The organism is Pararhizobium sp. PWRC1-1 (assembly GCF_049897905.1).
Classification (GTDB): domain Bacteria; phylum Pseudomonadota; class Alphaproteobacteria; order Rhizobiales; family Rhizobiaceae; genus Pararhizobium.
Window position 1 is genome coordinate 171,960 of the sequence record NZ_JAFCXE010000014.1, and the last position, 26,783, is coordinate 198,742.

Annotated in this window: 24 protein-coding genes and 3 pseudogenes; 15 read left to right on the forward strand and 12 right to left on the reverse strand. The window is 57.6% G+C overall.

The annotated features are described in order from the left end of the window. The first annotated feature begins 69 nt into the window (after positions 1-69). Positions 70-438, forward strand: coding sequence for a YciI family protein (locus ACP7E0_RS21440; RefSeq protein ID WP_426127613.1), 369 nt, complete (start codon positions 70-72; stop codon positions 436-438). 897 nt (positions 439-1,335) lie between these two features. Here ACP7E0_RS21440 and ACP7E0_RS21445 read toward each other — a convergent pair. Together ACP7E0_RS21445 and ACP7E0_RS21450 are read right to left on the reverse strand one after the other, a co-directional pair. Continuing rightward, positions 1,336-2,628: an NCS2 family permease gene (locus ACP7E0_RS21445; RefSeq protein WP_426127615.1), complete on the reverse strand. Its 1,293-nt coding sequence runs from the start codon at positions 2,626-2,628 to the stop codon at positions 1,336-1,338. 396 nt (positions 2,629-3,024) lie between these two features. Further along, a complete protein-coding gene (locus tag ACP7E0_RS21450; RefSeq protein ID WP_060509122.1) occupies positions 3,025-3,459 on the reverse strand; it encodes an Lrp/AsnC family transcriptional regulator in 435 nt (144 codons plus the stop codon). Positions 3,460-3,587: 128 nt separating this feature from the next. On the opposite strand from ACP7E0_RS21450, the gene ACP7E0_RS21455 reads away from it, so the two are divergent. Together ACP7E0_RS21455 and ACP7E0_RS21460 are read left to right on the forward strand one after the other, a co-directional pair. Next, a complete protein-coding gene (locus ACP7E0_RS21455; RefSeq protein WP_426127617.1) occupies positions 3,588-6,641 on the forward strand; it encodes an aminotransferase class III-fold pyridoxal phosphate-dependent enzyme in 3,054 nt (1,017 codons plus the stop codon). 104 nt (positions 6,642-6,745) lie between these two features. Next, entirely contained in the window at positions 6,746-7,756 is a 1,011-nt protein-coding gene (locus ACP7E0_RS21460; RefSeq protein WP_426127619.1) for an amino acid ABC transporter substrate-binding protein, read from the forward strand. A 425-nt stretch (positions 7,757-8,181) separates the two neighbouring features. On the opposite strand, the gene ACP7E0_RS21465 is transcribed toward ACP7E0_RS21460, so the two are convergent. From ACP7E0_RS21465 to ACP7E0_RS21475, 3 genes are read right to left on the reverse strand one after another with little or no spacing between them, the layout of a single operon-like run. Further along, on the reverse strand, positions 8,182-11,325 hold the full coding sequence (locus ACP7E0_RS21465) for an efflux RND transporter permease subunit (RefSeq protein ID WP_426127621.1): 3,144 nt from the start codon (positions 11,323-11,325) through the stop codon (positions 8,182-8,184). Positions 11,326-11,356: 31 nt separating this feature from the next. Further along, entirely contained in the window at positions 11,357-12,496 is a 1,140-nt protein-coding gene (locus ACP7E0_RS21470; protein ID WP_426127622.1) for an efflux RND transporter periplasmic adaptor subunit, read from the reverse strand. Between the two features lie 55 nt (positions 12,497-12,551). Continuing rightward, positions 12,552-13,154, reverse strand: coding sequence for a TetR family transcriptional regulator (locus tag ACP7E0_RS21475; protein WP_426127624.1), 603 nt, complete (start codon positions 13,152-13,154; stop codon positions 12,552-12,554). Positions 13,155-13,563: 409 nt separating this feature from the next. Here ACP7E0_RS21475 and ACP7E0_RS21480 point away from each other — a divergent pair. The 3 genes and pseudogenes from ACP7E0_RS21480 to ACP7E0_RS21490 all read left to right on the forward strand — a co-directional run bounded on the left by ACP7E0_RS21480 (position 13,564) and on the right by ACP7E0_RS21490 (position 15,443). Beyond that, positions 13,564-14,397, forward strand: a pseudogene (locus tag ACP7E0_RS21480) (DMT family transporter). A 106-nt stretch (positions 14,398-14,503) separates the two neighbouring features. Continuing rightward, a complete protein-coding gene (locus ACP7E0_RS21485) occupies positions 14,504-14,887 on the forward strand; it encodes a hypothetical protein (RefSeq protein WP_426127626.1) in 384 nt (127 codons plus the stop codon). A 10-nt stretch (positions 14,888-14,897) separates the two neighbouring features. Beyond that, on the forward strand, positions 14,898-15,443 hold the full coding sequence (locus ACP7E0_RS21490) for a transcriptional regulator (protein WP_426127628.1): 546 nt from the start codon (positions 14,898-14,900) through the stop codon (positions 15,441-15,443). Here ACP7E0_RS21490 and ACP7E0_RS21495 read toward each other — a convergent pair. Next, positions 15,396-15,725, reverse strand: coding sequence for a hypothetical protein (locus tag ACP7E0_RS21495; protein WP_426127630.1), 330 nt, complete (start codon positions 15,723-15,725; stop codon positions 15,396-15,398). The two genes, ACP7E0_RS21490 and ACP7E0_RS21495, sit on opposite strands and share 48 nt — an antisense overlap. A gap of 506 nt (positions 15,726-16,231) precedes the next feature. Between ACP7E0_RS21495 and ACP7E0_RS21500 the strand changes: the two are divergent. The 3 genes and pseudogenes from ACP7E0_RS21500 to ACP7E0_RS21510 form a co-directional block, all read left to right on the forward strand. Continuing rightward, a pseudogene (locus ACP7E0_RS21500) lies at positions 16,232-16,756 on the forward strand (methyl-accepting chemotaxis protein); the annotation flags it as partial. Between the two features lie 426 nt (positions 16,757-17,182). Then, complete coding sequence (locus ACP7E0_RS21505; RefSeq protein ID WP_426127631.1) at positions 17,183-17,638, forward strand: hypothetical protein; 456 nt, start codon at positions 17,183-17,185, stop codon at positions 17,636-17,638. Between the two features lie 176 nt (positions 17,639-17,814). Next, positions 17,815-18,036 (forward strand): hypothetical protein, encoded by a 222-nt coding sequence (locus ACP7E0_RS21510; RefSeq protein WP_426127633.1) that lies wholly within the window; start codon positions 17,815-17,817, stop codon positions 18,034-18,036. Between the two features lie 756 nt (positions 18,037-18,792). On the opposite strand, the gene ACP7E0_RS21515 is transcribed toward ACP7E0_RS21510, so the two are convergent. Further along, positions 18,793-19,104, reverse strand: a complete 312-nt coding sequence (locus ACP7E0_RS21515; RefSeq protein ID WP_426127635.1) for a hypothetical protein — start codon at positions 19,102-19,104, stop codon at positions 18,793-18,795. A 247-nt stretch (positions 19,105-19,351) separates the two neighbouring features. On the opposite strand from ACP7E0_RS21515, the gene ACP7E0_RS21520 reads away from it, so the two are divergent. Next, positions 19,352-19,594 (forward strand): hypothetical protein, encoded by a 243-nt coding sequence (locus ACP7E0_RS21520; RefSeq protein WP_426127636.1) that lies wholly within the window; start codon positions 19,352-19,354, stop codon positions 19,592-19,594. Here ACP7E0_RS21520 and ACP7E0_RS21525 read toward each other — a convergent pair. After that, entirely contained in the window at positions 19,591-19,872 is a 282-nt protein-coding gene (locus ACP7E0_RS21525; protein ID WP_426127637.1) for a hypothetical protein, read from the reverse strand. The two genes, ACP7E0_RS21520 and ACP7E0_RS21525, sit on opposite strands and share 4 nt — an antisense overlap. A gap of 586 nt (positions 19,873-20,458) precedes the next feature. On the opposite strand from ACP7E0_RS21525, the gene ACP7E0_RS21530 reads away from it, so the two are divergent. The 3 genes from ACP7E0_RS21530 (at position 20,459) to ACP7E0_RS21540 (ending at position 21,983) form a co-directional block, all read left to right on the forward strand. Beyond that, positions 20,459-21,097, forward strand: coding sequence for a BA14K family protein (locus ACP7E0_RS21530; RefSeq protein ID WP_426127638.1), 639 nt, complete (start codon positions 20,459-20,461; stop codon positions 21,095-21,097). A gap of 164 nt (positions 21,098-21,261) precedes the next feature. After that, entirely contained in the window at positions 21,262-21,396 is a 135-nt protein-coding gene (locus tag ACP7E0_RS21535; RefSeq protein WP_426127640.1) for an alkyl sulfatase C-terminal domain-containing protein, read from the forward strand. Between the two features lie 233 nt (positions 21,397-21,629). Beyond that, positions 21,630-21,983, forward strand: a complete 354-nt coding sequence (locus tag ACP7E0_RS21540) for an HNH endonuclease (protein WP_426127642.1) — start codon at positions 21,630-21,632, stop codon at positions 21,981-21,983. 223 nt (positions 21,984-22,206) lie between these two features. On the opposite strand, the gene ACP7E0_RS21545 is transcribed toward ACP7E0_RS21540, so the two are convergent. From ACP7E0_RS21545 to ACP7E0_RS21555, 3 genes are all read right to left on the reverse strand, one after another. Next, entirely contained in the window at positions 22,207-22,971 is a 765-nt protein-coding gene (locus tag ACP7E0_RS21545) for an adenylate/guanylate cyclase domain-containing protein (protein ID WP_426127644.1), read from the reverse strand. Then, the gene (locus ACP7E0_RS21550; protein WP_426127646.1) at positions 22,923-23,180 is read right to left on the reverse strand and encodes a hypothetical protein; all 258 of its coding nucleotides are present in this window, start codon (positions 23,178-23,180) and stop codon (positions 22,923-22,925) included. The genes ACP7E0_RS21545 and ACP7E0_RS21550 overlap by 49 nt, the downstream gene beginning before the upstream one ends. Positions 23,181-23,897: 717 nt before the next feature. Continuing rightward, the gene (locus ACP7E0_RS21555; protein WP_426127674.1) at positions 23,898-24,062 is read right to left on the reverse strand and encodes a DUF2958 domain-containing protein; all 165 of its coding nucleotides are present in this window, start codon (positions 24,060-24,062) and stop codon (positions 23,898-23,900) included. 10 nt (positions 24,063-24,072) lie between these two features. On the opposite strand from ACP7E0_RS21555, the gene ACP7E0_RS21560 reads away from it, so the two are divergent. Continuing rightward, a complete protein-coding gene (locus ACP7E0_RS21560; RefSeq protein WP_426127677.1) occupies positions 24,073-24,459 on the forward strand; it encodes a hypothetical protein in 387 nt (128 codons plus the stop codon). An 80-nt stretch (positions 24,460-24,539) separates the two neighbouring features. Here the strand turns inward: ACP7E0_RS21560 and ACP7E0_RS21565 are convergent, their stop codons facing one another. After that, positions 24,540-25,697, reverse strand: a complete 1,158-nt coding sequence (locus ACP7E0_RS21565; RefSeq protein ID WP_426127648.1) for an AraC family transcriptional regulator — start codon at positions 25,695-25,697, stop codon at positions 24,540-24,542. A 429-nt stretch (positions 25,698-26,126) separates the two neighbouring features. Here ACP7E0_RS21565 and ACP7E0_RS21570 point away from each other — a divergent pair. Further along, a pseudogene (locus ACP7E0_RS21570) lies at positions 26,127-26,648 on the forward strand (DDE-type integrase/transposase/recombinase); the annotation flags it as partial. Positions 26,649-26,783 lie beyond the last annotated feature (135 nt).

The following is a 26,783-nucleotide window of genomic DNA, read 5'->3' on the forward strand; positions in this document are numbered from 1 at the left end:
ATTTCCCAAAGACCCATTCGTCGTTAGGATGCCAGCCCAATGAGGCCGGCTCTAACAAGGAGACAAACGATGCGTGTGATGGTGCTCGTGAAAGCGACCGAAGACAGCGAAAAGGGCTTTGTCCCGACGGCTGAAACCAGCGCGATGATGGAGGCGATGGGTAAATTCAATGACGAACTGCGCGAGGCTGGCATCCTGCGTGACGCCGACGGTCTCAAACCCTCTTCGGCGGGCAAGCGTGTCGCATTCGACGGCACCCGCCGCACGGTCATCGACGGGCCCTTCGCCGAGGCCCGCGAACTGGTCGCCGGCTTCTGGCTCTGGGACGTCAAGGATATGGACGAAGCGGTCGCCTGGGTGAAACGCTGCCCCAACCCAATGCCCGGCCCCAGCGAGATTGAAATACGGCCGTTGTATGAGATGGCTGACTGGCAATGAGACGCTGATGCCGGAGGTTGCGGAAGTCCGAGGGCGAGCGGACGCGAAGCGCGGCGGCGGGCTAAGAGCCGTCGCCGGGTCTCAGCTATCGTTTTTCCTAACCGAAATCCGGGTATGACACTAACTGTTCTGCGGACGCCCCTTGTGTCATAGGTTGAACGCAGCATTCATTCGCGCCAAGCGGATGGAACTCTGTTCCGAGGTAAAAACATCTGCGGTTGCATCGGTAGAAATATTGGGCGGTCAACCGAAATGGTTGCTTTCGAGCTTCTCCGTTCACGGGAGGACATCACCAAGGGACAGGAGGCTATGCGGGAATGGTACCTTCCTTTCAGCAAGGCTAAATTGATCGAGCATCTGCCTGATCTCCGTCTCGCTCCGGGTGTTACCCAAGGTTTCGACCGGCTAAAGGCTGCAGGGACAAAGATCGCCCTTGTTTCGATTACTTGGCAATTCGCAGTCGCATGGGCTCGCGACAGAGTTGGGTGCCGATTACGCGGTTGGTACCGGCTGGCGAGAGGACGATACCCTCAGCCATTTCTGGCCGGAAGGTAAGGCCATTATCTGAATTCACTATTCGCCGAGCTCAAAATGACACAGGCGTCCTTGGCGACAGTCGGTGATTCGATGGCGTATTCCAATGCTCAACTTCGCTTCTCGAAGCTATTTCGTTGGTCAAATCCGACCACAGGAGCTGCTCCATTCCGAGCATTGGCCTGACGCAAATATTGAAGACATAGTTCTGGATACTTGCGAGGCGCTAGGGCCGTATGACAGAAACTAACCGACAACGGATAACTGGGACTTGCCGTAAAAAATGGGCCGCACACTTGCGGCCCAGACTGTGGGTAGATCGTCGGACACGAGGCGCCTATTCGCCGCTTCGCCCGGCTCATCTCACTCCGCAAAGAACGCGAAGCGGACGACGAATAGGACGGCCACAATGAGCGTTGCCGGGTGGATGGCGCGCCATTTTCCGGTGAACAGTTTTAAGACGACATAGCTGATGAAGCCGAAGGCAAGGCCGTTGGCAATCGAGTAGGTGAAGGGCATGGCAAGGGCGGTCAGCGCTGCCGGTGCGGCTTCGGTGAGGTCCTCCCAATCGACTTCAGTCAGTTCGCGCATCATCAGGCCGGCGACGTAAAGCAGGGCCGGTGCCGTCGCATAGGTGGGCACGGAGCCCGCCAGCGGCGAGATGAACAGCGAGGCGAGGAACAGCACGGCGATGACGAGGGCGGTCAGGCCCGTGCGGCCGCCGGCCTGGACACCGGACGCGCTTTCCACATATGCGGTGGTGCTGCTGGTGCCCATCAGCGAACCGGCCACGATCGCTGTGCTGTCTGCCAGAAGCGCGCGGCCGAGACGGCTCGGCTTGCCCTCCTGGATCAGGTTGGCGCGCTTGGCGACGCCGATCAGCGTGCCGGTGGCGTCAAACACTTCGACCAGAACGAAGACGAGAATGACGTGGATCAGGCCACCATGCAGGGCACCGACGATGTCGAGCTGCAGGAAGGTCGGCGCCATGCTCGGCGGCATCGAGACGATGCCGTGGAATTCGCTGACGCCGGTCATCCATGACAGGATGGTCACGGCCAGAATACCGATGAGGATCGCCCCCTTGACCCTGAGCGCATCGAGCACCGCGATGACGAAGAAGCCGAAGATCGCCAGCAGCGGTCCGGCTGCCTTCAGACTACCGAGGCCGACCAGCGTTGCCGGATTGTCGACGACGATGCCGGCATTCTTCAGGGCGATGATGCCGAGGAAGAGGCCGATACCGGTAGCAATGGCGCTGCGCAACGAATGCGGAATCCCCTGGATTAACCAGCTGCGGATACCCGTCACCGTCAGGAAGACGAAGATCAGGCCTGAGATGAAGACGGCGCCGAGCGCCTGTTGCCAGGTAAAACCAAGTGCGGCGACGACCGTGAAGGCGAAGAAGGCGTTGAGGCCCATGCCCGGCGCCATGCCGATCGGCCAGTTGGCAACGAGTGCCATGACGATCGAGCCGAGTGCGGCGGCTAGACAGGTGGCCACGAAGATCGCGTCGCGGTCCATGCCGGTGGTCGATAGAATATCCGGATTGACGAAGATGATGTACGACATCGTGAGAAATGTCGTGACGCCCGCAACCAGTTCGGTGCGGATTGTGGTATTGTGCTCACTCAGCTTGAAGAGCCGTTCAAACATATTTCCTCCCTTGGCCGGAAAAATCCATTCCCGGCGCATGCCACAGGTTGAACCGCCTTCTCCTCTGGCGAACCAACCAAAACTGTACCGATCTTCAAGCCATCACGGCTTGTCAGGGCCCCTGCCCGATCAGTATCCGGCTACCATTGCGGCAGGCCGGATGTCTCATTCACGGTTTTATGATTGTGCGTTTTCGCGCGGCGGATCGCTAGCCGTCCATTTCGACGCGCTCAACGAAAGACTTTCAAATTTTTGGGGGAACATTGTTTGGCGGAACGGGCTCGGCCGGCGACAAGCGCCGCTTCCCTTTCGTCAACTTCGCGGCGCAACTGTTGCAAACGCTGCAATCCGCCCGCAAATCATTTTGTGAGCATTAGTGGTAAAGTCAAGCGCGGCTCAGCTGCGCTCGATGTCGCGGCGAAGCACGATCGATGTGGTGAGGTCATCGACGTTCTCCATCGTCGCCACCTCGTTCCTGAGTTCATTGAGCGCGTTGATCGAACCGACCTCGACCTCGACGACAAGATCGAGCTGGCCGCTGACCGACGACACCTTGCGCACAGAGGAAAAGCCCGCCAGCCGGTCGAGCACGCCGATAGAGGGCGTCTTCTTCAGCGTCAAAAGCAAGAAGGCATGGACCTGGCCTTCGTCCAGCTGGCCGATATCGGCCCGATAACCGCGAATGATCCCCGCCTTTTCCAGCCGGTTGACGCGCTCAGTCGTTGCACTCCTGGACAAGCCGATGCGGCCGGCAAGCGACTTCATCGGGATGCGGGCTTCGCGCGACAGGATGCTCAGGATCGTGCGGTCAATCGCATCTGTGTCCTGCATGTTTTCGAACCTTTCCGGGAACCGACAAGATGACGGTTATTATAAACATAATGCCGGTGCAACCGGCATATTGCCGGGTGCATTGATTTGCCATCCCGTGCAACTCTGACAGCACACGAGGAACCATCATGACCGATATGCTGAAGACCACACCGGATTTTTCCATCGGCGACGCAAAGCGCCTGCTGACCGAGCACTATGGCCTCGACGGTTCGCTGTCGCCGCTCGACAGCGAACGCGATCAGAATTTCAAGGTGACGGCCAGCACCGGTGGGATTTACATCCTCAAAATCGTCAACGCCGCCGAACCGCCGCTCGAAAGCGACTTCCAGACGGCGCTTCTCAGCCATGTCGGCGAACATGCGCCCGACCTGCCCGTTCCGCATATCCGCCCGACGATCTCAGGCGCAAGCCTTGGTGAAACGACCAGCGCGCACGGCGTCCGCCACCTGCTTCGTCTCGTCGGCTGGGTGCCTGGCACACCGCTGGCCCAGTCTGGCCGCAGCCCGGAAGCGCTGACATCGCTTGGCCGCCTGCTCGGCCGTTTCGATACCGCCCTGCAAGGTTTTATGCATCCCGGCGCCCTGCGCGATCTCGACTGGAACATCCGCAATGCCGGCCGCTCCGCCGACAGGCTGCAGCATATCGCCAGCGCCGACGACCGCGCACTGCTGCAACGCTTCCTCACCCGCTTCGACACGGTGGTGGAGCCGAAACTGCCCAAACTGCGTTCGGCCGTCATCCACAATGATGCCAATGACTGGAATGTGCTGGTTGCCAATGACGATCACGACCGTATCGCCGGCCTGATCGATCTTGGGGACGCGCTCTATGCGCCGGTCATTGCCGAAGTCGCTATCGCTGCCGCCTATGCCGGGCTCGACCATGCGGACCCGATCGGTGCGGCCGCTGATATAGCGAGCGGTTTCCATGCCGAATATTCGCTGCTCGAAGAGGAAGTCGATCTTCTGTTCGATCTGATCGCCATGCGCCTGGTCACCTCAGTGACGATTTCCGCATCGCGCCATGCCCATACCGACGGCAATCCGTACCTCGCCATCAGCGAAAAGCCGGCCTGGACACTGCTGCGCAAGCTCGATGCGATGAACCCGCGTTTTGCCACCGCGATCCTACGCCATTCCTGCGGTTTCGAGGCAGCTCCGGGCACGCGCTCCGTCACCGCCTGGATCCAGGCAAACCAGAAGACGCTGCGTCCGTTGCTTGACCGCCCCGCCGCAACCTATCCGGCCGCACTTGTTCCCTATGCCGACCCGCAGCATCCAATGACAGTGAAGTCCGCCGGCGAACAGCCGGATGAGGCGCAGGCGATCTGGGAGGCCTATTGCACAGAGCGCGGTGTCGATCTCGGCATCGGCCCCTGGGGCGAGGCTCGCACGGTCTATTCGGGCGAGATGTTCGTATCGCGGCTGATCGAAGACACCCGCCGCACCCGTCATCTCGGCCTCGACCTGTTTATGGCTGCAGGCACCAGGCTCTACACACCGATCGCTGCCACCGTCGTCAGTGTCGAGATCGAGCTAGACCCGCTCGGGTACGGCTGCCTGATTGCGCTGCGCCATGAACCCGAGGGCTGCCCGGCTTTCATAAGCCTCTGGGGCCATCTTGCCCACGAGGCGCTCAGCCGGTTGAAGGCGGGCGACGGTCTGGACGCCGGTGCGCTGGTTGGGGAGATGGGGGCTCCTGTGGAAAACGGAGGTTGGGCGCCACACCTGCATCTGCAGCTTTCCATCGACACCCGGCTTTCCGCCACGGAAATCCTTGGCGTCGGCGAAGAGCGCTATCTCAATGTCTGGGCCGAGCTTTTCCCCCATGCCAACGCCTTTGCCGGCATCGCCCCGGAATTCTACGAAAAGACCGGGCGCTCGCATGAGGAGATCGTCGAGCTGCGCAAGGAACTTTTGGTTCCCAACCTGTCGATTTCCTACGACAAGCCGATCAAGTTCGTGCGCGGCGACGGCGTCTGGCTGATCGACGACAGCGGCCGGGCCTACCTCGATTGCTTCAACAATGTCTGCCATATCGGCCATGCGCATCCGGCAGTCGTGGAAGCGATGGCCCGGCAGGCGGCGACGCTGAACACCAATACGCGCTACCTGCACGACAACATCGTTGCCTATGCCGAGCGGCTGACCGCGACGCTGCCGAAGGAGCTGACAGTCGCCGGTTTCGTCAACAGCGGCTCTGAGGCCAACAGCCTGGCGCTCCGGATGATGCGCGCCCATACCGGCCGTGAAAACGCTATCGTCCTTGATTGGGCCTATCACGGCACAACGCAGGAGCTGATCGAGATCAGCCCCTACAAGTTCCGCCGCAAGGGCGGCAAGGACAAGAAGCCGCATGTCCATGTGGCGCTGGTTCCCGACAGCTACCGCGCTCCGGCCGATTGGCCGCTTGAAGAACATGGCAAGCGTTATGCCGAAAGCGTGGCCGAACTGATCGCGCAGATGCAGGCAAAGGGCGAAGGTCCCGGCTTCTTCATCGCCGAATCCATCCCCAGTGTCGCCGGTCAGGTATTCCTGCCGGAAGGTTATCTCAGGCAAGTCTACCAAACGATCCGCGCTGCGGGCGGCATCTGTATCGCCGATGAAGTTCAGGTCGGCTTTGGCCGGGTGGGCAGCCATTGGTGGGCTTTCGAGGAACAGGGCGTTGTTCCCGATATCGTCACCATGGGCAAGCCGATCGGCAGCGGGCATCCGCTGGCGGCGGTTGTAACCACCCGCGAGATCGCCGGCAGCTTCAACAACGGAATGGAATATTTTAACACGTTCGGCGGTAACCCGGTCTCCTGCGCCGTCGGTCTCGCCGTGCTCGACGTCATCGAGGGCCAGGACCTTCGCGAAAACGCGCTGGAGATCGGCAATTACCTGATGGCCGGCTTCCGGGCGATGCAGGAGCGTTACGAGGTGATCGGCGATGTGCGCGGGGTTGGGCTTTTCCTCGGCATCGAGCTGGTGACCGACCGCAGAACCAAGGCACCGGCGACGGATTTTGCCCGTGCCGTATCGAACGGCGCAAGACAGCGCGGCGTGCTGATGGGCACCGAAGGGCCGCATGACAACGTGCTGAAGATGCGGCCACCGATGATCTTCTCGAAACGAGACGCAGACCATCTGTTGGCCGTGCTCGAGGAAACATTCGAGGCGGTCACAGCCCGGGGCTGACAACCCCGGTAAATACCAACAAACAAACAGGAACGAGCTTGGCAGCGCTTGGCGCTGCCCGGACCGAACACGTGCGACTTAAAAAACCGGAGGAGAACGAAACCATGACATCAGCGATTTTTGGACTATTGGCCGCAGCAACGCTGGCGGGCACGGCAGCACAGGCCGGCACGCTTGATATCGCCCGCGAACGCGGTGCGCTTCGCTGCGGCGTCAGCCAGGGCGTACTCGGCTTTTCGAGCCCGAACGACAAGGGTGAATGGGCAGGCTTCGACGTGGATTTCTGCCGCGCTGTGGCGGCAGCCACACTGGGCGATTCCAGCAAAGTGCAATATGTGCCGCTCTCCACCAAGGAGCGTTTCGCCGCCCTGCAATCGGGCGAAGTCGATCTTCTGTCGCGCCAGACAACCTGGACCTTGTCGCGCGATACCGATCTCGGCATGAGCTTCATCGGCGCAAACTATTATGACGGACAGGCCTTCATGATCCGCAAGGATCTGGGTGTGAAGAGCGCCAAGGAACTATCCGGCGCCTCGGTCTGCACAGAGACCGGCACCACCACCGAACAGAACATGGCCGACTATTTCAGCGCCAACGACATTCAGTACAACGTCATTGCCTTTGAAAAACCCGACCAGACCGTTCAGGCCTTCGGCACCGGCCGCTGCGATGTCTACTCGACGGATGCTTCAGCCCTTTACGCCCAGCGCCTGACGTTGACTGATCCCGACAACTACATGGTCCTGCCGGAAGTCATCTCCAAGGAGCCGCTCGGACCGGCCGTTCGCCAGGGCGACGAACAGTGGTTCAAGATCGTTCGCTGGACCCTGTTCGCGATGATCGAGGCAGAGGAACTCGGCATCACCAAGGAGAATGCTGCCAAGGCCGCCGACGACGGTACTGTGGCGCAGAAGCGCTTCCTCGGCGCAGACGGCGCGATTTCGAAAAACTTCGGCCTCGATCCGAAATGGGCTTTTCAGGCGATCTCGGCCGTCGGCAACTATGGCGAAGTCTTCGAGCGCCATCTCGGCAAGGATAGCCCGCTGAAGATCGAGCGAGGCCTCAACAACCTGTGGAACAAAGGCGGCCTGATCTACGCTCCGCCGCTTCGCTGATCAAACCGCATAACAGCTCCAGCCGTCGCGAGGACATGCTTCGCGGCGGTTCTTTATGCTTTGACGGGAGATGACGTCCTAGAATCGAAAAAGCCTGCCGCGGGAGGAGGTGCGGCAGGCTTCCGAATAGAACCGAACGGCAACTGGGAGGAGGAGTGTTGCCATTCCGCAAGTGCCCTCTGGGAGGAGGAGTGAGGTCACTTACATATCGAAGCTTTGCGGGAGGAGGTGCATCACTTCGATGACTTCAATATACATTGTTTCCGCTTAAATCGTAGGCAGAATTTTGCAGAGCAGCCATGCGCTATGCGCGTAGCAGGTGGCTTGCCCTGCCGTAAATCGTTTCAATACGGCGCCCTGTGCCGGGCTTGCAGTGCGAGACAAAGCACCCGCAGCGTCGTCTGCAAGCGCCCTTGTGGAAGAGGTTATTCCGCTGCAATTGCAGCCGGATAGGGTACCGATGCTTCGGCTTCATCGCTTGCGGGTTCTGGTTCCGCAACCTTGCTCTTTGGTTGTTTGCCAAAGAACAGCGCATAACCGGCTGGAAGAACGAGGATGGTCAGCACGGTAGCGACGAGGATGCCGCCCATCATCGCATAAGCGAGGGGCCCCCAGAAAACACCGCGCGAGATCGGGATCAATGCTAAAACCGCCGTCATCGCCGTCAGCACGATCGGCCGGAAACGGCGCACAGCCGAGCCGACGATCGCTTCCGTCCGCTCCATGCCCGCGGCGATATCCTGGTCGATCTGGTCGACGAGGATGATCGAGTTGCGCATGATGATGCCGAGCAACGCGATGACGCCAAGGATGGCGACGAAGCCGAACGACGCGCCGCTGATCAACAGGGCGACGGCGGCACCGATGATGCCGAGTGGACCGGTTGCCAGCACCAGCATCGCCTTGCCGAAATGCTGCAGCTGGATCATCAGGAGCACAACGATGACCGCAAGCATGACCGGTGCCTTGTCGGCGATCGACTGCTGGCTTTCGGCCGCATCTTCCGCACCGCCCTGGATTTCGACCGCGTAGCCAGGCGCAAGGCTGTCGCGCAGCGGCTTCATGTCGGCATACATCTTCATCACCACGTCGTTTGGCTGCACGCCATCGGGAAGCGTGCCGCGCACCGTGATGGTCGGCAGGCGGTTGCGGCGCCATTCAACACCTTGTTCGAGAACAGGCACGACCTTGGCAACCTGCGACAGCGGCACATAACTGCCGAAATCGGTCGGGACATAGATCGAATGCACCGCCGACAGCAGATGACGGTTCGCATCCGGCTCACGGGCGACGATGGAGACCGTTTCCTCGCCATCACGGAAATCGTCGAGCGGCGCCCCGCTCATCGTCGCCTGCAGCATCTGGCGGATGCGTTGCGACGAGACGCCAAGTGCACGGGCGCGGTCCTGGTCGATCACCAGCTTCATCGCCGGGACCGGTTCGAGCCAATCGTCGTGTATGGCGCCAAGCTCAGGGTTTTCGGCGAACTTCGCCTTCACCTGATCGGCGATGCGGCGCACTTCGTTGCGGTCCTGCCCGGTGACACGCATCTGTACCGGCCAGCCGGTCGGAGGGCCGAGGAACAGGCGATCGACCTTGCCGCGGATGGACGGGAAGTCCTCTGCAAGAATGGTGCGCAACTTGACGATCAGCCGTTCGCGGGCCGGTTCGTCATTGGCCATGACGAGAAGCTGGGCGAAATTCGGATTGCGCAGCTGCTGGTCGAGCGGCAGGAAGAAGCGCGGCGCGCCCTCGCCGATATAGGTGGCGATGAACTTCTTGTCCTTGTCGTCGAGTATTTTCGCTTCGAGCGCCTTGGCCTGTGTTTCCACCTCCTTGATGCTGGTGCCTTCCGGCAGCCAGAGATCAACGAGGATTTCAGGGCGCGACGACTGCGGGAAGAAGTTCTTCGGGATGAACTGGAACGCCCAGAGGCTGGCGACGAAGGTGACGAGCGTCAGCGACAGAACAATCACGCGGTGGCGCACTGCCCAGCCGACCGTGGCGCGCAGGCGGCGATAGAAGCGCGTGTCGAAGACGTCGTGATGGCTTCCGGCATGGGCGCGCTGCTTGAGGATCATGTAGCCGAGCCAGGGTGTGAAATAGACCGCCACGAACCAGGAGACGACGAGCGCGATGCCGACGACATAGAACAGCGAGCGGACATATTCGCCGGCGGTCGAGGCTGCAAAACCGACCGGGATGAAGCCGGCCGTGGTGATCAGCGTGCCGGTCAACATCGGGAATGCCGTCGAGGAATAAGCGAAACTGGCGGCATCAAGCTTGTCCAGCCCCTCCTCCAGTTTCCGCTCCATCAATTCGACGACGATCATGGCATCATCGACCAGCAGACCCAGAGCGATGATCAGCGCGCCCAGCGAAATACGCTGCAGGTCGATGCCGAGTTCATACATGATGGCGAAGGTGGCGGCGAGAACGAGCGGGATGGCAATGGCGATGACCAGGCCAGAGCGCCAGCCGATCGACACGAACGAAACGATCAGCACGATCACCAGCGCTTCCCCGAGCGCCTTCATGAATTCACCGACGGCCTCGGTGACCACTTCCGGCTGATCAGCGATCTGATCGACCTTGACGCCGTAGGGAAGCGCGGATTCGAAACGCCTGTACGTTTCCTTGACCGCAGTGCCGACATCCGTCACCTTGTAGCCCTTGGCCATGACCACGCCGATCTGGACGCTATCCTCACCATTGAAGCGGTATTTGCGCTGATAGGGATCCTCAAGGCCGGACGAGACCGTGGCGATATCGCCGAGCCGCGTCACCTCACTGCCGGAGCGCAGCCGTAGCGCGCGGATATCGGCAGCACTGGTCAGCCCGCCTTCGACGGATACGCGCACGGAACGGGTGCCTGTATCAACCGAACCGGCCGGATCGACATTGTTCTGACCCTTGATGGTATTTTGCACATCGACAAGGGTCAGGCCGCGCGACGCGAGCACAGCGGATGAAATATCGATATAGATCTTTTCCGGCTGATCGCCGATAATCACGGCCTTTTCGACGCCCGGCGTTGTCAGCAGCATGTCGCGCGCCTGGATGGCGAACTTTTTCAGTTCCGGATAGCTATAACCCTCACCGCTTAGCGAATGCAGGGTGACGAAGGTATCGCCGAACTCGTCGTTGAAATACGGCCCGAGCAGGCCCTGTGGCAGTTCATTGGCGATATCGCCGACCTTCTTGCGCACCTGATAAAAGGCGTCGGCCACCTGGGCCGCATTGGTGTCTCCCTTGACCTGCAACGTGATGATAGCGCTGCCGGCGCGGGTATAGGAGCGGACGAAATCGAGATGCGGGGTTTCCTGCAGCTTGCGCTCGATCTTGTTGACGACCTGATCTTCCATGTCCTGGATCGAGGCGCCCGGCCAGACAGCTTGTATGACCATGACGCGGAAGGTGAAGTCCGGATCCTCCTTCTGGCCCATGCGCATCAGACCAAGCACGCCGGTGATCAGGATCAGGCCGAACAGGAAGCGCGCGATGCTCGGATGCCCGATGGCCCAGCGCGACAGATTGAAGGACTGCTTTTGGTCGGTGGAGGAGGTCATCGGCGTTATTCCGCTTTCGATGGATCTGGGGTCAGCGCACGAGCTGGGTGTTTTCGGCGGCAGCGGATTGCTGTGTCGCGTCGCTGCCGAGCTTTACCTTCAGGCCTTCCGTCATGAACTGGGTGCCTGCAGCAACCACGACATCGCCGGGCTTCAATCCTTCGGCAATCCGCACGCCGTCGCCGCTGAAATCGGTAACCTTGACCGGACGGGAGTGCACGGTCCCGGCGGTGCGATCGACGGTCCAGACAATCGGCTGGTCGTCCTTCTTGGCAAGAGCGCTCAAGGGTATCGAAACCAGTTGCTGGGTATCGGCAGCAGCGGCGAGGATGCCGGCGGTCATGCCGAGCAGCACGTTTGGATCATTCGGCAGGCTGATACGCACCGCGAAGGTTCGCGATTGTGGCTCGGCGCTGCCGGCGACCTCACGCACTTTACCCTGCAGCATCAGCGCGGCGTCCGACCAGAACCCGACGGTGACCACCTTCCCGGGTATGAACTGGGCAATATCCGTTTCGGGGATGGCGACCAGAACTTCCTTTTCGCCATCGACTGCGACGCTGACGACAGGCGTCCCGGAGCCAACAACCTGGCCGATATCGGCGCTGACAGCAGTGACGATACCGTGCTGGTCGGACTTCAGATCGGTATAGCTCACCTGGTTCCTCGCCTGATCGAGAGCCGACCAGGCCGAGTCTCGGGTGGCAACCGCTTGATTGTAGCTGAGCGTTGCCTGCTCGAGCTGCGATTTCGGCGCGACGTTCTTGGCAAACAGCTGTTCGGCACGCAGGCGCGCCAGTTCCGTGGTTTCGACCTGCCGCTCCGTGGCATCCAGGCTCGCCTTAGCGCTTGTCAATGCAAGCTGATAATCGGATGGATCGATGCGGGCGAGCAGGTCGCCGGATTTGACCCGTTGGCCGATATCGACGAGGCGCTCGGTGATCTTGCCATTGACGCGGAACCCGAGGTTCATCTCGGTACGGGCGCGAACGGTGCCGGAATAGCTGAGCGTGCGCGAGGTATCGATGGCCGCAATCTCGACCACTTTCACCGGCCGCACGATTTCCTTCGTTTCGGCTTTCTCTTCAGAACAGCCGGATAGGGCAAAAACAGCGAGGGATAAGATGGAAACGACGGACAAACGAATACAGTTATGGCTGGGCGAAGGCATGTTCGCACTCCTCATCAAAAATGAAGTCGGGAAAGCAGGCCGCTAACAGCCGCGTTCATCTCAAGGCATTGATTGCAAATTCAGTAATTTCATCCGGTGTCGCCCGGTTCGGCTTTGAAAGACATTGAGACACCAGTTGCGGATGGCACATGACGACTGTCGCTGCCCCAAAGGATCGGGCCGCAACCGCCGGGTCCTGCTCGGCAAACTCACCGGCGGCGATACCCTGGCGGATGATCTCCTCCACAAGTTCATGTATCCGGTCGATGTGCTTTTCGATCACATGCCAGTCACGCTCGATGGCGACGATGACCATCTCGTGGACCTTTTCGTGATCCAGCATGGCGGTAACGATCAGCTGATGCTCCGCCTGCAAATAGCGGCGCAGGCGATCGGCAGCGCTGATCGGCAGGCGCGAGATTTCATAGGCCTGCTGGTAACTGCCGTCGAGCATGCGGCCGCAGATCGCCTGATGGATTTCGGTCTTGGAGGCAAAGAAGCGATAGATATTGGCCGGGGACATGCCGAGATCGCGCGCAATGTCGGCAACATTGGTCTTGGCATAGCCGTAGTGCCGGAACAGCCGTTCTGCCGCCTCCAGAATTCGTGCGATATTGTCCTGCCGCACACTGTCGAGGATGTCGCTGGTCTCGTCCATGGATACGTTCCGATTGTACGACTGACGAATTTAGAATTTCGTCAGTCGTAAATCGAAATACAATCTCTGTCAACTGCGGCGTTTTAACCGACTGGTGATGTGGAAATTCATGCGAAATGACACAAAGTCATAAACGCGTCACAAGTGCAAAAACCAAGTCAATTCCTATATCAAATATATTTAGTATTAAACCTCAACGTTGCTTAATATTTCTAGTATGAGCGGCGGAGGCAAATTGTACTATTAATCTGCTGCTTTACCACTTTTCCGCACATCGTACACGCTCAATATGGCGCCGAAATCAGATAATAGTACCTTTTTTGTCTCTTGCACCGATTTGTCAGAATCTTTCCTAATAACGCTAAGGAGTTATTATGGAAGTCCGTCGACCGCCAAGGCGGCAGAATGGATGATGGCATCTGTGTTTTTGATTCTGCTAATGGCTGTCTCGGGTCGGATTATTACCCGCGAGGTCGACGTCTTCCAAGCGATGGAGATGCGTTCCGTCATTGCCTTTTTCATGCTGTTGCCGCTGGTTTATCGCGAGGGCGGTATCCGAGCGATGCGAACCAGCATCCTGCCCAGACATATCGGCCGCAACGTTGCTACACTATGCAGGACAATATGCCTGGTTAACTGGCTTGACGCTGATCCCGTTGGCTCAGGTCATCTCAATCGAATTCACCGCGCCTATTTGGGCTGCCTTTCTGGCTGCCATATTCCTGGGAGAGCGACTGACATGGCGAATGATCCTTTTTGGCTTAGCGGGCGTCGTGTTGATCGTGCGTCCAGGTGCTGCGCCCCTTAATCCGGGCCATCTGATAACACTGGGCGCAGCTTTCGCCTTCGCTATTACCTTCATAGCCAGAAGGTACCGACACGGTCCGACAGCGCAACGAAAATTCTTTTCTGGATGCTCATCATCCAATCGGTTATCGGGATCGGTCCGGCTTTGAGCGTATGGCTTTGGCCGTCGGCCACAACATGGCCGTGGATATTCCTGTTCGCATTCGCCGGCTCATTTGCTCACTTTTGTATGGCCAAGGCCTTGGCCCACGCGGATGGTACAGTTGTGATGCCAATGGACTATCTGCGGGTGCCATTGTCCGCTGTGCTCGGGTATCTTTTGTATTCCGAGGCGATCGACGGCTTCACGGCGGTCGGCGCGGGTTTGATCCTGGTTGGTAATCTGTTCAATCTCCGACGGCCGAATACCAAGAGAATCGAATCCACACCGAGTTGAAAGTTGACGCCTGTCAGACTCCCTTCCCCGGCGGCCCGCAGGAGTGCGATGTCTTCGGGTTTCATTGTTCGGCGGCATGGCTGCCGTAGGGGTTGCGAGGGCGAACATGATGAGCGCAATGAGGACAAGTGGGGAGTACAGGGCGGCGATACTTGACGTTGATTTTCCCGTTGCCCATGACGAACCCCCATTGGGCCTGCTCGTTCCGCCCTATGCCCCGCCGACGCTGACAATCGCGTTATTTGCACGAGCCCTTGCTGGATTGGATAGCACGGTCCAGATTGCTCACCGATTGAAAGGAACTGAGATGGTGACAGAGTCTAAGCGCCACCCCCTCGTAAACGCTGGGAAGCTCGCATCGTTCGGCTCCGCCCTCGACGAAGGCGAGTTCAATCCGCTCGGCCGTCGGGTGAAAGTCAAAGTCGGCGTAGACCGGTACCCGCTCCGGATGCCTGCGAAGCCCCATGGCACCGCCGAACAGCAGAAATGATCGGCCGCGCATGCCAGTCTTTATCGATTTCGAAGCCTCTTCCCTGAGCAAGGATAGCTATCCCGTCGAAGTCGCCTGGGTATTTGAAGACGGGCGCTCGCGGTCATTCCTCATTCGGCCAGCACCTGGCTGGAATGACTGGTCGGCTGAGGCCGAAGCCATTCACGGGATATCGAGGGAACAGCTCGACAGGGAGGGCGTTGAGGTGTCCATCATTGTCGACGAGATGGTCGCGACCCTCGCCGACATGGACCTGTGTGCAAGCGCGCCATCATGGGATGGCAAATGGTTGAGCGCCCTGTTACGCGCTGCGGGACATCCGCGACATGAATTGCGTCTGCGGAAGTCCGATGAGGCATTCCGGGATGTCGCGAAGGCGGAGCTCGGGTCTACTATTTCCGAGGAAGGCCGGACAGACCTTGTCAACGCCGTTATCGCGGGAACCGAACCGGTCGATCCCGCGCATCGCGCCCTGCCCGACGCTCTGCTGGAACTCGAGCGGTGGAAGCTAGTGCAAGCCGAAGCGGTCACCCGTCGCGGACAGCAAGATATGTGAGGACATCATGCCCGGTACGTTTTCCACCCTCTGCATCGTCGCATTCGAACTGATGACCGGGGTCAGGCTATCCCCGCGTTCGCTCCGCGCGTCGTCGCCAGTGAGATTTTGGCTATCGAAGAGGCCCGTGACCTCGGGGAGCGCCACGCTGGCGTTGTCGTGTGGAAGCGCGAAGACAACCCGGTCATTGGCGAAGAAGGTGATCCTGAGGTCGTATTCTCCGTCGGCAGGATTGGTGACTTCGATTGAACCAATGACTTGCCGCTTCTCATTCCCGAACATGCCAGCCGGGACAGGACACATGAACCTGGGCTGTTGGCGAGACTTCGATGTCGTTGGCGCATACCCAGTCTCCCAGCGTGCCGATATACAGACCCCCTCGCCCTCACCCAAGATGCTATTCAGGATTTCGGCTTTGCCTGTTTCCGAGACCGACCCAGTGCAGGGATCATCGGAATCGCTCACTACGGCCTGGCGATAATGTAAGGACCAGACGAAGGCAAAGTGATCTACGTCCTTCCATCAACTCAGACGAATGGGCCAGTTCGAAAGATCGAGCGGCATCCACGACGGTCGGCAAATCGAACTGCGTTCCCGATCAAAACGCCACCATCTGTGACCAGTGGCATCTTATGTAAATTTTCCGGTTATACCGGCCGCGTTGGCGAAGCGTCGAAAGATGCTTTGCAATTCTGGCTCCAGAACCATTTGCGCGGCCTCGCCGGGTGAGACCCATACGTATTCGCGCTGGCCTTCCCTATCAGTAGCGCCGCTTGGGGCGTCAGACTAGAAAAGGCGACGCCGGCAAGGGGTTTGCGGTGGTCGCCCAGGAAGTCCGGGAGCTCGCGCAGCGATCGGCCAAGGCCGCAAAGGAAATCAAGGCGTTGATCAGCACTTCAAGCTAGCTCGTCAGAAACGGCGTCGATCTCGTTGGGCAGACCGGGCTATCACTGGAATTGATTGTCCAACAGTCGGAGACATCAACTCGAACGTCACTGCCATTGTCGAAGCCTCCCGCGAGCAGGCGATTTGTCTGAAGGAAGTCAATGTTGCGGTCAATTCCATGGATCACGGCAACACAACAAAACGCCACCATGGCCGAGGAAAATACAGCCGCAAGCAGCGATCTGGCGGCGCAGGCCAGCTCCCTTCGACTGGCCTTGGCCAGTTTAAAACTGGATCGCAACAGACACCTTCCATTTAAGCCGACCGAAAACCAGCAAATCTCCGCATACCCTACCACGAACGCATGTTTCCATCCGGTCTGCAGCCTCTACCTCCTCGCCATCGGCAATGATTGGCAGGAATTTTGACCCCATGATGAATAACCTCAGCCGAGCAGGTTTATCTGGCTAAAAACTCCTCTGTGATGACAATAAGCTCCGGCCGCGGGTATTCGGTAGCGTTGAGGGTCTTAGCGGCCGGCGCGGGCAAACCGCCACGCCCTGTCAACCCGTGGGAACAATTACGGCAACTTTGAGTTTATCGGGCGTCACGAACGTGTGAATGCGAGGCCCCAGACATGACCACCAAAATCCAACCAATCCCTCCACTAGACCGTCCACGGCGTCGCCTGCGCAGGTGCTGCCCTGGGTGAAGCTTCATGGAGAGCGCTCTTAGTCGCGATCGCGTTCAGCACCCAGGTCTTGCTGGACCTCCTTGATTTCGGCATAGGCGCGCCACTTCGCCAAGCAAATGAGTGTTTTTTTTCTTAGCCTTCGAACCTACGGTGGATAGATATGGCCAGCACACCAATTCCCGGCGAGCATACCCAACGTGATCGCGTCGATGGATCGACCGATACGTCATTTGGGCAATCTATGGAGAGCCAAGCACAAATCAAAGATGCCGAGGCTTCAGGCGCAAGCGGAGCAATCGAGCTTCTCAACATTTATCGGCTTGTTCCCCTTGCCGCTCCCAACGACCCCAACTGGGACAACGCTCCCTCCTCGGGAGAGGTTATCGTTGCAGCAAGGACGACAGGAGATGCGAGGATTGTTGCCGCATCCCGTGAACTTGATTTCATGGAGATCGACGCTGCACCTGCCGAAGGCGTTACTACGACGAATGCAAGCGCATTTCGCAATGAACGACTTTACACGGTTATTGAAATCGATCGTGGGCGATCAGACGTCCAGCGCGGGGTACTCGAAGGCGAGATTTCCGTAGCCAACATCAAGCCGACCCAAGTGTAAGGCGACAAAGTTCTTCGGTGGAGTTACGATCGCCAACCTACGACTATGACCGCGTCCGTGAGTCACGCGGCTTGAGTGAATCGATCTCGCAGTCCATTACAAAGGGATTTTCCATGACGCTAACGCCTCGACCGGGAATGCCACCCTTCATATCAGATGAGAATGGACACATTCCCATGACCGATGGGACGACAGATTTCGTAGTGATCGTCACAAAGGAGGCGCTTCAAAGAATGTTGTCGAACACAGAGGATATGGAGACCCGGCTGCTTGATAATGTCGAAACATTTGGCAGCGTTGCAGATTTCAAAATAGAGCATGGCAAGATCGGCGAAGAAGGCCGCATATGGCTCCACGCGGCAGACATCACGGAGTGGATGGAGATCGGGATTAGGTAGCAAGAAGCCGAAATTCTTGATTTGCAGGGCGGGAGGTCCATCACGTAGTCAGGCCGTTTTTCGGATTTCCCATACATCATTTTCTATAGGAAGGGAGCGCAGCTTTCAGCGGGGTACGGGAGGCATGCGAATACGACAACGTTGACGCAACCACAAGCTGCATAAAACTGCGAGGAATTAGCTTGGGCTGGTGAAAAGAGCGAGCAACTCTTCGTCGAAGGTATTGGTAATATGCATGCATCTGGAAAAATCGATATCTCATGATTTCCGCCCAAAGAGGCGGTTCACCGTTTGCCCAAGAAACAGACACGTGGCGGTCGTCTTATCGTAGGCGTCGACCGCAGAACTGACAGCCAGCTTGTTCCTGGCGGAAATCGTATGCCTTGTTACACGCACGTCATGCCTACTGGCAGGCTGGGACAATCGGATGGCAATCCGGAAAACGCTTTGAGCTGGACATACGGTATCCGTAGCATCGTTCCTCAACCGGGTCGTCATCATCATGATAACGAGGAACTCGTTCCTCGAGGCGCAGTTCACAGTCAAACACGCCTGTCCAGGAGCTCCCCGTTGGCAAATCTTCGTTGGCGACCGCAGAACGTGACACCCGTCCTTCGACGGATGCAGAAAGTGGGAGTCCCCACCTTCCTTGTAATGCTTGTTCGGCCCGCACCAAGATAAGTGCAACGGGGTAATGGCACCGCATAGGGTTGAAGACGTTGCTGGATCAGCGCCAGTCGTCCAAACGGCCCCGGATCATGGGGTACACGTCAGAGGTCGAATAACTCGAACGTCGATACGCATTGCCATCAAGCCCCAGATTCCCAGTGAAATGATCGTGGCCGCGATAAGGGGATGTGCTTCCACAGTTTGCACTGTGATTCTCCCTGCATCGGCAATTCGGCTCTTGTGCGCCTCGATCTCCTGCTTCAACGCAAGGACCTCGTCATTAACGGATTCTCTCTCGTTGGCGTCGGCTGCTGGTGTAGGCTCTGTGGCTTGCTTCTCACCCAAGACGGCGGTATCGGTGGTGACGATCCCAAGCGGGATTGGCTCACCCAGTTTCAATGCGTCTGTCATCTCCTGAAGTTGCGATTGCCGCAGTAAACTCCCTGGACTGAAATTGGTTCAGTGACCGCTTTCCCACCGACAACCCGAAGAACGCCTGTGGGCAGCGCTGTAATCAGCGCGTCGATGATGAAGTGAGCGATTGCACCTCAGACCGACCATAAAGGATCCATCTCGACAATTATCGCCTGCCTACGCAACCGGATGCTTCGTTTCGAGTTAAGCCGACAGAAAAGGAGTCTTCCATATGGTTGAAAGTCCAGTGAGCGAACCGAACACCGATGATCGGCATCTCGAACTGCAACAGCATCTTGACCCCATCCTTGGCGATCTTATCGATCAGTTCTCAAAGGCCGGCTATACTACGTCTGAGGTTATCGAGGGCATGAGGGATGTGCTCTGGACCCGCCGAATGGCCAGCGAAAAGAATTTATCTCATGATGACGATTCCGTTCCAGAACCATCAAATGAATGGCCTGCAGCGGACTAGGTCCAGACATGAATATACATAATTCCGGATTTGACGTTCCGAGCGGCGTTGAAGCACGAAAAATACACCATGATCTCAGGCTTGACCTTGGGCACGAGCACATTCCCCTCATCGAGGCGTCCGCCCGACATATCGCAGACATGATGCAGTTCAGTCGTCTCGCTTCGAGCCAATATCGTTTTCAGTAGGAACGTTGTCTCTAACCGCCATCCACGAAGCGACCATATCAGCGAGAATTCGGTTTGCTTCCTCCTCAGGCGCTCCAGCTGCTTGTTCATGTCGGAGGCGCGCCATCCATAGGCGAAGTTCCGCTGGCGTTGGCTTCTTTCTCATCCCGTGCACTCCCTGAAAAATTCCGGCCACTGCGTAGATTAAATCTTATTCTACCGAAGTCTCTTGCTCTCGGGCAAGGCGAATGACGGGGTGTGGACATCCAGCGCTCATGAACTGGCCTATGAACAGTTTATTCCTGACTGATCGGTCCCCGACTTGATCTGGGCTACGGAACACTGTTGCCGCCCTGTAAGATGGTCCATCGGCGGTTGGCTAAAAAAGACCCCGCGATGGCGAGCGAACGCTGTCCGCTTTCCCTGCGGGCCAGGCAGGGTGACTGCGACTGCATTCCGAAATGATCGACTGAACGAGCGCCACTGTTGCGATACCGCGAACCTACTATTGCATCCGCCCCACTCAAAACTTGATGGCGACCGCACGAAGCCTTCAAGCAACTCACATCCCAGACTTTGGTCCTGTATTCCGCAGGTAAAGGACCTGTGAGTCGCTTATCCGGGTGCTCTGCCGGAACCTCCATCCGCACGTTACGTTCATCGCCCGAATTCGACATATCAAGTGCAGGAGACGACAATGCAAAACAATCTTCTAGCCATGCTCGGCATAACCCTTTCTCTCACTGCGCTTGCCGGGAGCGTCATGGCGATCCCCAATTACCTTCCCGAACGTGAGGTCAAAACGCTGGGCAACATAGACATCACTTCGCTCTGGACTTCCCATCCCGTGTCGGTCGATCGCAGCAAGCAGAATTTTGAGCGGCTCCCCGCTCTCGTTGTCGAGTTGCCGAACTCGGCGGAAATGAACCCCGGCGTGGACAACATTGTTACAACCGCGACCCAACTTTCGATGGGGGTTGTACGGCGTGACCTTACCGACGATGGCGAAACGGCGAGTATCGGCCTGGCCTCAAATTACCAGTCCGACACGGCGGCATGGTGCGCCGAGCGTTACAGGTCCTATCGGGCTTCGGATAACACATATCAGCCGTACAGAGGTGCGCGTCGTCAATGCGAGCCTCCGTTCACAGCGTCAGTGATTGGCACGGAGACTGCCGATGTAACGCACGGAGCTTCCGGCATCGGTGACATCGGCTATCCCGGAGATAGCCATGCTCAGTGGTGCTTCGCGCGCTATCGCTCTTATAACGCTGACAACAACACATACCGTGCGTTCAGCGGCGAAATCCGCTCCTGCGCGTCTCCTTATATTTGACGAGAGCGTGTCGCATCAATTAGCTAGCTATCAACTTTTCTGTCGATGGTTCCATACGCTGACACTAAAGAATGGCGTGTTGAACGCGACAGCAGGGCATTGCAAGGACGCGGCTGTCTCCGTTCTCGGGACCTGCCGAATCTTCAACGCCCTGCTTATGGGCGGTGATCCGAAAGGGCGCGCTCGAAGGCGGACTGATTAAAACCGAAGGCCAGGCGGAGGCCATTGGCGAACTGCTAGGTCTCATGACCAAGTTCGAATACTGGTTCCCGATCGTGACACCGCCGGTGATTGTCTGACAGGGTTTGGGCCGGGAGCATCGCTCTCGGCTTATTAAAACGAAGATCCCGAAGGATGCGGCCACAGATCGCTCCGTTTGGCAGGAGTGTCGGCGCAACGGGTCTGGTCTTTATCTCCACGGATCGCTTGACTCGGCGGGTCTATCGCCTAAACCCTGCAAACACCCTGGGCCATTCGTTTTGGACCGATAGACGCAGGGCCAGCACAACATTGGATGATCGACCGAGGACCCATGGCCCGCAGGAACAGAGACGAAGTAGCTTTGTGGGACGTGGAAGCAGAGCCAGTGATTTGCCCGTTGTGCGAGCGCGTGATCCCGGATGATCAAAAAGAACAGTACTTTCTCGTTCCGAAGAGCAAGGGCGGCAAGAAGACTGTTTGCATGCACCGTGTTTGCCACGATCAAATACTCGCGATTTTCACAGACTCTCAGCTTGCGAAGAAGTTTTCCACGATTGAGGCCCTCCTTGAGGACCCAGCCGTCCAGAAATTTGTGTCATGGGTAAAAGGTAAGCATCCAGGCTTTTCCGACTCGGCAAAGGGATCGCGGCAAGCTTCTGGTTCGGGCCGAGGACGCAAACAGTAGAGGCGCGGACTGCCGCCAGAGGTTACGCAGCTTCTGGGGTGTCAACTATGACGGCCACCTCTCGGTGCGTAATGGAAATCTTGGTTCCCGGCATCGCGTCCACCACGGTGCTCTCGGCTTCCATTTGATTGCTGAGCGGCTTGACAATACCCGTACCCAGGCGGAGCTTCGCGTCGTTTGCGTTCGCCGGCATCCCTATCACGGATATCTCAAGCACCTTGGTTTAATTGATCGAAGATGCGCTCTCCGCGGTCCCGCGAAGCTCGGCAAGCACGATGTTGGCGAGGTCGCTAAACTGCCCCTGCGGATATTTGGTCAAATAGGCTTTGATCATTTCCGGGTTGTCTGTAGCTCGCACGCTCTCCCAAAACGCGACTTCGACGCCGGGATCGTTTGAGCTTGGTCCACCATTTTCAAGACGGGTCATGGCCAATCCGGCGAATTGCCCATTTGGAACGCGCTCCAAGTAGAGAGCATATTCAGCCGGATCGTCACTTCGCTGTACCGATTCCCAGAAAGCGACTTCGACGCGGCGGCCCTCGTCGTCGCTATCGAGGTCCTGCGCCACCGACTGCTCCACTGAAGAGGACTCTTCGGGCATTCCGACCGAGGCCAATTCCATATCCAGTACCGGTTCTGCCTCCGGATCGAATATGACGCGAAATACACGGAGCGGGCGGGCGATATTCTTGATGCTATGCTCTCCCAAGTCCTCGAAGGTCGCATCGACCCGATCGCGCAGGTGATCTCTGACCCCTCTCGTCACGCAGATGCCTCCGACATCGGCGAGACCTTCCAGCCGGGCGGCGATATTAACGCCATCGCCGAAGATATCTCCGTTTTTGACCAGCACATCGCCCACGTTGATCCCGATGCGAAAATTCATTCGGTGGTCGTCGGAAAACTCCCGGTTGGCGCGCCACATTGCCTGTTGGATCGCTACGGCCGAGTTGAAAGCATGAACGATGGACGGGAACTCAGCCAGCACGCTGTCGCCTGCCGTGCCGAATATCTGCCCATGCGCTTTTTCAATGAGCCGTCGACTATCGTGCGATGCGAGGTCAAGGTCGCCAGCGTCTGTTCCTCGTCAACATTCATCAGCCGGGAGTAGCCCTCGACATCAGCGGCGAGAATGGCTGCAAGCTTTCTTTCGAGTGGTGGCGCTTCCATCTGAACGGTCCGATCCGACACACCCATCAGTCCTATCGTTGTTTGCAAAAGTAACGTCAACGACCAGACCGGATGGGTTTCCAACGACGGTGCAGTCGACGCTCATCAACCGACGACGGGGTAAGTTTGTTCCCTCGCGACGATAGGTGGTCTGAATGCTTTGCGCCATGTACAGGGTCGGTTTGCGAAAGGCAGGCGTCGACGACGAGAGGATCGGAAACGTCCACATTCCGTGAAGCATAGACGTCCGCGTGCGGCCACGCCTTTTGAGAAGTTGTTACTGTTTTCAAGAAACAAGTACGGCATCAGATTTCGCCTGCGTTACCCGTCAGCGATGGGAGCCCAGCCTTTAGGTGGTTCCGGCTGTCTAGGCAGTCACTTCGCGCTCAATCCGGCTCACTTCCCCGCTTGGTGTTTCGCTAAAACAGCATTAACTTTGCGTTAACGTAGATGGGGCAATCTGTAGTCGATCCGAGGCAGCGTCACATATCGGATCACAGCAGTGCAGTGCATTCCCGAGAACACTGAGCAGTGCATGTTATTCCCACAATTGAGATCCGTTGGCCCTCTTCCAACGGATCTTTTTGTTTCCGGCGTTAACATGTGATTAACCACGTTCGACCACATTGGTTTTACGGGTCAGCGCATCACTGATCCAGTCGGAAATGCCCAGACAAAAGCTCACCCTGCACGGTGGGCTTTTTCTATTTCAGAGCAGATCAGTCGGGTTCGACGTATCGCCGTTCACGACCAGCAGCACTCGCATATGCGGAGTAACGGCTTTGTCGGGGACCAATTCAAGTCACGTTCGATGGGTATGCCACCTGGACCTTTGATCTCTTCCAACTCCGATAGCAGCACATAGCCGAGTTCAGGTTCGCCCATGCCGAGGTCACACAGGCCGAACATGGTGTCGCCATTGCTGTCTTTGATGCTAGTAAAAAGGGAGAATTTCAAGGCCTACATCCACGCAAAATCTGGCCAGAAGCTCTCATGGGATGCCAAGCGCGACTTCCGCCGCCAGCCGCTGGACGTGCCCGAAGGAATATTTTTCGGCATGTCACTCTATGTCGGGTCAACCGAGAAACGATCCGAAATGCTCTCGGAGAGGCCGTCGGACCTACCCCAGATGCAAATCTACGTTCTGGACAGCAGTTGGATGTATTCCAGAAAGGAGGAAATTCCTCGCGTACGGCGGCATATGGTGCAGCTGAACAACGATTTCGGCGAGGCATCACTGGGTGCGATATGGAGACAGCTGTGCCGAGCTTGGGACAGCCTTCCAGCTGTGTCTTTTGATTGGTGAGGCGCTACCGCAGCATCTTTGGGCGATGTTTTGTCTGTCGCTTAAATAGGGAATTGTCGGACCGGGTTAATTGAACCGCTTCACTTTCCCAACACATTCAGCCAGTCGCCGAATGAACCGCCGTAGCGGCCACTAGGCGGAATTGGAGATCGGGAGGGTTGCTGCGCAGCGGCTTTTCGAATATCCCGAGGGTTGACCCCGAATTCGTGGCTGAAAGCGCGGCTAAAATTGGCAGCCAGATCAAACCCTGCGGCTTCTGCTATTTCTGATATCGGCCGGGTGTTGGTGGCATCGCTGAGGTCCGCGTAAGCTGCTAAAAGCCGCTGTTTCCGTATATAGTTAAGAACTCCGCCACTTGCGCTAAACAATTGGTAGAGCCGAGTACGGGAGATACCAAGAGAACGGCAGATCTTTTCGAGCGTGAGCTCATCCGAACCTAGATTGCCATGTATATAACGATGCGCGCGCTCCATCATGCCCATATTTGGGAGCTTCGATGGCGCGACCGTCGCAACAGACAACGAGGCGCATGCGACGATCAGATCGCTGATGGTGTGCACCAGGCGTGGTAATTCTTCGGCGGTGAGAGTGTTAAGATTGGACTCGACACCTGTGACGTAGTGAAAAAGCAATTTGGCCAGATTGCCCGAAAATATCGAATTGTTGGCCGCCTCCAGAACGCCTGCGTGGCCTGCCAACTGATCATAAGGCATGAAGAGAAGGATACTGTCAGAATTGGTTATTCTGCCACGATAAGGATAGCCGAGCGATCTAAACGCAAGTAAGTCCGGCCCGCTCTCTACGACCCGCCGGTCAACTTCGGTCCACGCCCGACCTGCACGGGGTAGTTCTACACACCAGTGGTCGATCGGGCTGCGACGCAACATGGAAAGAGAGCGCGTATAGCTGTGAGCAGGTGCCCGCTGTTGAACAATGAGCAGGTTGCCCATGTTCCAGGCAATCTGATCGACGGAGAAGCCATCTTCCTGAGTTTTGTCGTCCGGCAGCCGGACTTCAACCAATGGAGCCATATGGGCCCGCCAGGCACCGAACTGTTCCGACGGCGCTAAGCCGTGTGTCGAAAAATAAAGGGGCTCCAACGCGGGCCCACTGGGTTCGCCGGATTTTTCCCTCGGATCGGAAACGCGGGGCCAACGGCGACGTTCGAGCAGTGTTGGTTCGTCGGTTGGATCCTGAGGAGGTTCGTCTGCTTCGGACTCCATTGAATGATCACTCATGCAATTCTCCAGCCCAGCATTGCCGGCGGCCACGGCAAACTGCTATCCGCCGCTGTAATACGAGAGCGGTCTTTCTACGCGAAATGTGTTTGAAATGCACGGGGAGATTAATAGCAGGACGCCAGGATAACGACATACCCGCTGAATGCCCTCATAACAAGACACGGTCGGGCCAGTAAATTATACTCGATCGGCGTCGTTTCGAACGAGAATTATTTTCAATGATCTAGTTATAACTGCAACGGCGGGAACCGCCGAACGCTCGCGATTATCTGGAGAACTGTGAGCCCGATGCGTGTGTCTTCAAAGCCAGATTGCAGCTACGACGTAGACCGTTTACGCGAGCCCTCGTTGGAAAGATTGCTTTGTCCCAGCCTTTAAGCCATAGAAAATCATAGGACTTAGCCGCCCTGACAATGCTGAGCGACTCTCGTCGTGGAGCACTCGAACCTGCGTTGGTGTTCTGACGGCTTCGAAATTGGCTGCGACAACAGAGAGAAGGTCCGCGTTGCCTTTGCTCTCGACTTCTGTGATCGTGAAGCCATCGCCCATGTCGCCACCACCCAAGGCATCAAGAGCAAAGACGTTCAGGACCTTGTCATCACCGCCGTCGAGAACCGCTTCGGTCGCATCAACACCCTTCCCAAGCCGATTGAATGGCTGACCGACAACGGCTCGTGCTTCATTGCAAAGGACACGAAATCGCTGCTGATGGACATCGGAATGGAGCCTTGCACGACGCCGGTTCGCAGCACTCAGTCCAACGGAATGGCCGAAGCCTTTGTCAAAACATTCAAGCGCGACTACGTCTCGGTCAACCCCATTCCCGACGCAGAAACCGTCATCGCCCAACTGCCATTGTGGTTAGAGCACTACAACACGCTTCACCCGCACAAGGCTTTGGGATATCGATCCCCGCGTGAGTTCTTAAACCGTCAAACAGAAATCTGATCCTGTCCGGTTTTACGTGAGCGTCCGGCTAGCGGATTTTGCTGATCGGGCAAATCGGGCGATGTTCTGGCATTAGAACCAGCATTAGTGCTGACATTAATGCCAGATCGAAGAGGTTGCATGGCTCGAATGGAG

Coding starts and splice junctions, on each gene's coding strand:
- ACP7E0_RS21485 (WP_426127626.1), top strand. CDS start 14,504: ATGATGAGCGCAATGAGGACAAGTGGGGAGTACAGGGCGGCGATACTT.
- ACP7E0_RS21455 (WP_426127617.1), top strand. CDS start 3,588: ATGACCGATATGCTGAAGACCACACCGGATTTTTCCATCGGCGACGCA.
- ACP7E0_RS21520 (WP_426127636.1), top strand. CDS start 19,352: ATGGTTGAAAGTCCAGTGAGCGAACCGAACACCGATGATCGGCATCTC.
- ACP7E0_RS21505 (WP_426127631.1), top strand. CDS start 17,183: ATGGCCAGCACACCAATTCCCGGCGAGCATACCCAACGTGATCGCGTC.
- ACP7E0_RS21450 (WP_060509122.1), bottom strand. CDS start 3,459: ATGCAGGACACAGATGCGATTGACCGCACGATCCTGAGCATCCTGTCG.
- ACP7E0_RS21565 (WP_426127648.1), bottom strand. CDS start 25,697: ATGAGTGATCATTCAATGGAGTCCGAAGCAGACGAACCTCCTCAGGAT.
- ACP7E0_RS21470 (WP_426127622.1), bottom strand. CDS start 12,496: ATGCCTTCGCCCAGCCATAACTGTATTCGTTTGTCCGTCGTTTCCATC.
- ACP7E0_RS21540 (WP_426127642.1), top strand. CDS start 21,630: ATGGCCCGCAGGAACAGAGACGAAGTAGCTTTGTGGGACGTGGAAGCA.
- ACP7E0_RS21550 (WP_426127646.1), bottom strand. CDS start 23,180: ATGGGTGTGTCGGATCGGACCGTTCAGATGGAAGCGCCACCACTCGAA.
- ACP7E0_RS21440 (WP_426127613.1), top strand. CDS start 70: ATGCGTGTGATGGTGCTCGTGAAAGCGACCGAAGACAGCGAAAAGGGC.
- ACP7E0_RS21475 (WP_426127624.1), bottom strand. CDS start 13,154: ATGGACGAGACCAGCGACATCCTCGACAGTGTGCGGCAGGACAATATC.
- ACP7E0_RS21445 (WP_426127615.1), bottom strand. CDS start 2,628: ATGTTTGAACGGCTCTTCAAGCTGAGTGAGCACAATACCACAATCCGC.
- ACP7E0_RS21530 (WP_426127638.1), top strand. CDS start 20,459: ATGCAAAACAATCTTCTAGCCATGCTCGGCATAACCCTTTCTCTCACT.
- ACP7E0_RS21465 (WP_426127621.1), bottom strand. CDS start 11,325: ATGACCTCCTCCACCGACCAAAAGCAGTCCTTCAATCTGTCGCGCTGG.
- ACP7E0_RS21525 (WP_426127637.1), bottom strand. CDS start 19,872: ATGAACAAGCAGCTGGAGCGCCTGAGGAGGAAGCAAACCGAATTCTCG.
- ACP7E0_RS21555 (WP_426127674.1), bottom strand. CDS start 24,062: ATGTTCGGCCTGTGTGACCTCGGCATGGGCGAACCTGAACTCGGCTAT.
- ACP7E0_RS21495 (WP_426127630.1), bottom strand. CDS start 15,725: ATGTTCGGGAATGAGAAGCGGCAAGTCATTGGTTCAATCGAAGTCACC.
- ACP7E0_RS21510 (WP_426127633.1), top strand. CDS start 17,815: ATGACCGATGGGACGACAGATTTCGTAGTGATCGTCACAAAGGAGGCG.
- ACP7E0_RS21460 (WP_426127619.1), top strand. CDS start 6,746: ATGACATCAGCGATTTTTGGACTATTGGCCGCAGCAACGCTGGCGGGC.
- ACP7E0_RS21490 (WP_426127628.1), top strand. CDS start 14,898: ATGCCAGTCTTTATCGATTTCGAAGCCTCTTCCCTGAGCAAGGATAGC.